Source organism: Microbacterium sp. UNCCL10 (assembly GCF_000746195.1).
Lineage (GTDB): Bacteria > Actinomycetota > Actinomycetes > Actinomycetales > Microbacteriaceae > Microbacterium > Microbacterium saccharophilum.
The window spans coordinates 1-3,501 of sequence record NZ_JQKT01000003.1 but is presented as its reverse complement, the minus strand read 5'-3'; the positions used below and the strand labels follow the sequence as shown (position 1 = coordinate 3,501).

Here is a 3,501-nt window from a genome sequence, read left to right as displayed (position 1 = left end):
TACGAAGAACCTAACCGCCACCCCCACCACCGTCGATGGGGAGCACTCCCCATCCCCCCGGGGTGCGCCGGCGGGGCGGCCGGGGCGGAGGCAGAGCCCGGTCAGGCGAAGCGGATGGAGCGGAAGATGCCCGACAGCTCGTCCTGCACGGCCTCGAGGACCAGCGGGTCCTCGCTGAGGAAATCGAGCAGGAAGACGTAGCCGTCGCGGACCCCCAGGTGGCGGACCGCCCCGACGGTCACGTCCTCGATGTCCGTCGTCACGACGGCCTGCACGGCGAGCGGGAACGCGGTGCCCTCGAGGGACGTCCACGTCTGCACCCGGCCTCCGATGCCGGCGCGCGCGAGCTGCAGCAGCTCGTCGGCGCTGCGTGCGCCGGAGTCCGTGACGTACAGGTGGGCGATGATGGCGGGACCGCCGACGTACTCGGTGCGCCAGAACCGCTCCATCGCACCGGGCAGGGGCCCGGGCATCGCCTGAAGGGTGAGCGCCGTGGCGCGCAGCTGGTCACGCGCCTCGGCCGGCAGCCCGGTCCCGGCCAGCAGGCTGTCGGTCAACTCGTCCGCCCAGGCGTCGGCATCCGGGAAGGAGCCCCACGGGAACTCCAGTGGCACGGGCAGCCACGTCGTCTCGAGGCTGAGCGTGTACGTGGGGGCTACCGCCATCGGAACGTCTCCATGATCGAGTCCACGAGTTCGGTCGCCGCCTCCACGAGAGAGGCGTCCGCACCGTCCGGGTAGGGGATGGATGCCGTGAAGATGAGGCCGCGGCGGTCGTCGGCGTCCGGAAGCGCGAAGCCGTACCCGAGCGTGCGGGTGGTGATCCCCTCCGTCTCCCCCTCGCCGGGCTTGTCGGACTCCCAGCGCCGGATGGGGCCGATCGCGGTGTCGTAGACGTCGATCTGCGCGGGGGTGAGGTCGCGGATGCCGTCGCCGAAGGCGACACCGGCAGGCGCGACGTGCTGCCGCACGGCGAGCGAGACGGGGAGGTGGACGAGACCGTCGACCTCACGGTCGGCGAGGTAGACGCTGTGCGTGCGGGTCTGCGCCAGCTTCCGCCACTGGGCGTTCGCGAGCATCCGGAGCCGCACGTCGAGGTCGGGGTGCCCGACGTCCTTCATCCGCGCGGAGAGCTTGGCGATGAACTCCTTCCGGCCGTCCTCGTCCACCCGGTAACGCGACCAGCCGGGCGGCAGCATGATGTGGAACCCGGAGAGCGCGGTCACGCCGCCTGCCCCTGCGCGCGGCTCTTCGCCGCTGCTCCGGCGGCGCCGAGGAGCACGGCGCCCAGGGCGGCCGCACTGACGATCGCGGCGATCCACTGTCCGCCGACCGTGATGTCTCCCTCGCGCGTGCCACCGTCGGGGATGAGCACGGCGAACAGGATCGCGGCGATGATCGCCCCGACGAGCGGGCCGACCAGCCCGCGGAGCCCGGTCTCGTCGCCGGCGCGGGCCGTCACCGCGACGAGCAGCGCGAGGACGACGGACACGACGGCGAGGACGACGAGCACGACGGTGGGCACCGCGAACAGCGGGTAGGGCCGCACGGCATCCCATTTGGTGTCCATCGACGCGCTCACCTGACCACCGGAGAGGAGGAGCGAACCCACGAGGAAGACGACGAGGGCGGCCGGCGGGAGGATCGCGACGACGGCGAGGATCGTGCTCAGGACGGAATGGACGGAGCGCGCTCGCGCGGGGCTGTCTGTCACGGCGTCAGCTTACGCGGAGGTCGCGCAGGCCCGGGATCTCCGGCTGGGCGTCGGCGAGCCCGAGGCCGTCGATGAGGCTGAACCCTCCCCAGCTGATGACGTTCGCCCCCTGGCGGATGCCGCCGGGCAGCGACGCGGCCGTCGAGGACACGAACTGCTGCACACCGGGGTTACTGGCCCACGGGGAGTTGCGCACCGTGTTGAGGAAGGTCGAGACCTGCGCCGTCTCGGCTCCGCCGAGACGGATGGCCGCGAGAGGGTTGGTGAGCATGCCCGGCTTCGGCAGCGCGAGCCACGACCGCACCGGCGCGAACAGCGATCGTACCGGCGTCGCCCACGTGGTCGGTCGCAGGAGGGAGACGCGCGGCAGGCCGGCGCGGATGGCGGCTGTCACGGCCCCCCGGCCGCCCTGCACGACCGAGCCGAGCGCAGGCACGCCCCGCGAGAGCACCTTGCCGACGCCGAACGGAAGCAGGCCGACGGCGCTCCAGGCCACGTCGCTCAGACTCGCCCTCCCGTACGCGAACTTCAGCAGCGTGAGCAGCAGCGAGGCCGCGGCCAGCACGAGGAGGATGATGCCCAGGAGGCCGGTCAGGGGCGCGCCGATGATGAGCGCGATGATGCTGAGGACGACCAGGACGATCGCGATGACGTCGAGGAGGTCGTCCACGAACTCCCAGAAGCCGTCGTTGTTGTCGGCGGACTCGATCGCGTTCTCGATGCCGTCGACGGCGTCGTCGTAGGCGTCCGACCAGGCGTCGAAGACGTCGTCGAACGCTTTCCACATCTCGTCGCGGTGGATCCTCGCGGTCGTGAGGGCGGTCGCGGCGTCGTCGGCGGCATCCTCGGCGCGGGTGGCGGCGCGGGAGGCCGCGTCGTCGTCGGGGTCGGCGGCGGAGGCGCGGGTGGCGGCGAGGCTCTCCGCCCAGTCGGCATCCGCTTTCGCCTCCAGGGCCGCCTGATAGGCGTTCTCGGCCGACTCGACGTCGTCGATGTTGCTGCGCAGCCAGGTCTGCGCGGTGTCGAGCGCCTCACCGTACGCCGCCAGGCTCTTGCCGGTGCCGCGGTACCGCACGGCGGCGTCGGAGAGGTCGCCGTGCGTCTCGTTGGCCATCTCGGCGAGCTTGTCGGTGCCCTTGCTCTTGTGGATGGCGGAGTTGCCGATGTTCTTCAGGTGCGTGGCCGTCGTCTCCATCGTCGCGGCGAGGGTCTTCAAGCCCTCCCCGCGGCTGACGATGTCGGCCGCGTTGCCTTCGAGCTGACGGAGCGTGTGTCCCGTGTTCGGCGATTTCATCGGACTCCCCCGCGTGCGGTCACGTTCTGCGTGCTCGTGCTGCCTTCGAGATCGCTGGCGGTGGTGGTGTCCCACTCCTCCCAGCCGTCGATGATCGACGTCAGCTGGTCCTTGATGTTGGTGAGGTTCTCCTTGAGCTTGCCGCGCTTGTCGCGCCATGCCACCTCGAAGTCGATCACCTGGTTCAGCAGATCGCTGCGCCCGTCGGGCCGGGCGATCGCCGTCTCGAGGTCGTCATTGGTGTCGGCGGCCGCTTCGAACTCCGAAATGGACGATTCGAGACCGGCCTTCGCGTCCTTGAGCTGCTCGAGGTCGAGCATGATGTCCATCTGCGGCATCCTCCGTCAATGTGTGGTCGAGGGTGAGGGAGCGGCCCGACGACCGCCCCCTCAGACGTCGAGCGTGTGTCAGCTGCCGGCGAGCTGCTGGTCCAGGTCCTGGATCGCGCGCATCATGCCCAGCAGAGCCTCGGACATGTCGTTGATGCCATCGAC

5 protein-coding genes are annotated in these 3,501 nt (G+C 70.7%); all 5 read right to left on the bottom strand.

Annotated features, from left to right (window positions below; genetic code table 11):
* Positions 1–101 precede the first annotated feature (101 nt).
* The 5 genes from BR85_RS14775 to BR85_RS00120 are packed head-to-tail and all read right to left on the bottom strand — an operon-like array spanning position 102 to position 3,336.
* On the bottom strand, positions 102–665 hold the full coding sequence (locus BR85_RS14775; RefSeq protein ID WP_028494811.1) for a hypothetical protein: 564 nt from the start codon (positions 663–665) through the stop codon (positions 102–104).
* Positions 656–1,225, bottom strand: a complete 570-nt coding sequence (locus tag BR85_RS15325; protein WP_028494810.1) for a hypothetical protein — start codon at positions 1,223–1,225, stop codon at positions 656–658. Before BR85_RS15325 ends, BR85_RS14775 begins: the two co-directional genes overlap by 10 nt.
* Positions 1,222–1,713 carry a hypothetical protein gene (locus tag BR85_RS15320; RefSeq protein ID WP_028494809.1) on the bottom strand — a complete coding sequence of 164 codons (492 nt, stop codon included), beginning with the start codon at positions 1,711–1,713 and terminating at the stop codon, positions 1,222–1,224. Before BR85_RS15320 ends, BR85_RS15325 begins: the two co-directional genes overlap by 4 nt.
* 4 nt (positions 1,714–1,717) lie before the next feature.
* Positions 1,718–3,007: a hypothetical protein gene (locus BR85_RS00125; RefSeq protein ID WP_028494808.1), complete on the bottom strand. Its 1,290-nt coding sequence runs from the start codon at positions 3,005–3,007 to the stop codon at positions 1,718–1,720.
* Positions 3,004–3,336: a hypothetical protein gene (locus BR85_RS00120; protein WP_028494807.1), complete on the bottom strand. Its 333-nt coding sequence runs from the start codon at positions 3,334–3,336 to the stop codon at positions 3,004–3,006. Before BR85_RS00120 ends, BR85_RS00125 begins: the two co-directional genes overlap by 4 nt.
* Between the last annotated feature and the right edge of the window lie 165 nt (positions 3,337–3,501).

Bases quoted from the DNA above. Each gene is read 5' to 3' on its own strand.
- BR85_RS00120 (WP_028494807.1), bottom strand. From the start codon at position 3,336: ATGGACATCATGCTCGACCTCGAGCAGCTCAAGGACGCGAAGGCCGGT.
- BR85_RS14775 (WP_028494811.1), bottom strand. From the start codon at position 665: ATGGCGGTAGCCCCCACGTACACGCTCAGCCTCGAGACGACGTGGCTG.
- BR85_RS00125 (WP_028494808.1), bottom strand. From the start codon at position 3,007: ATGAAATCGCCGAACACGGGACACACGCTCCGTCAGCTCGAAGGCAAC.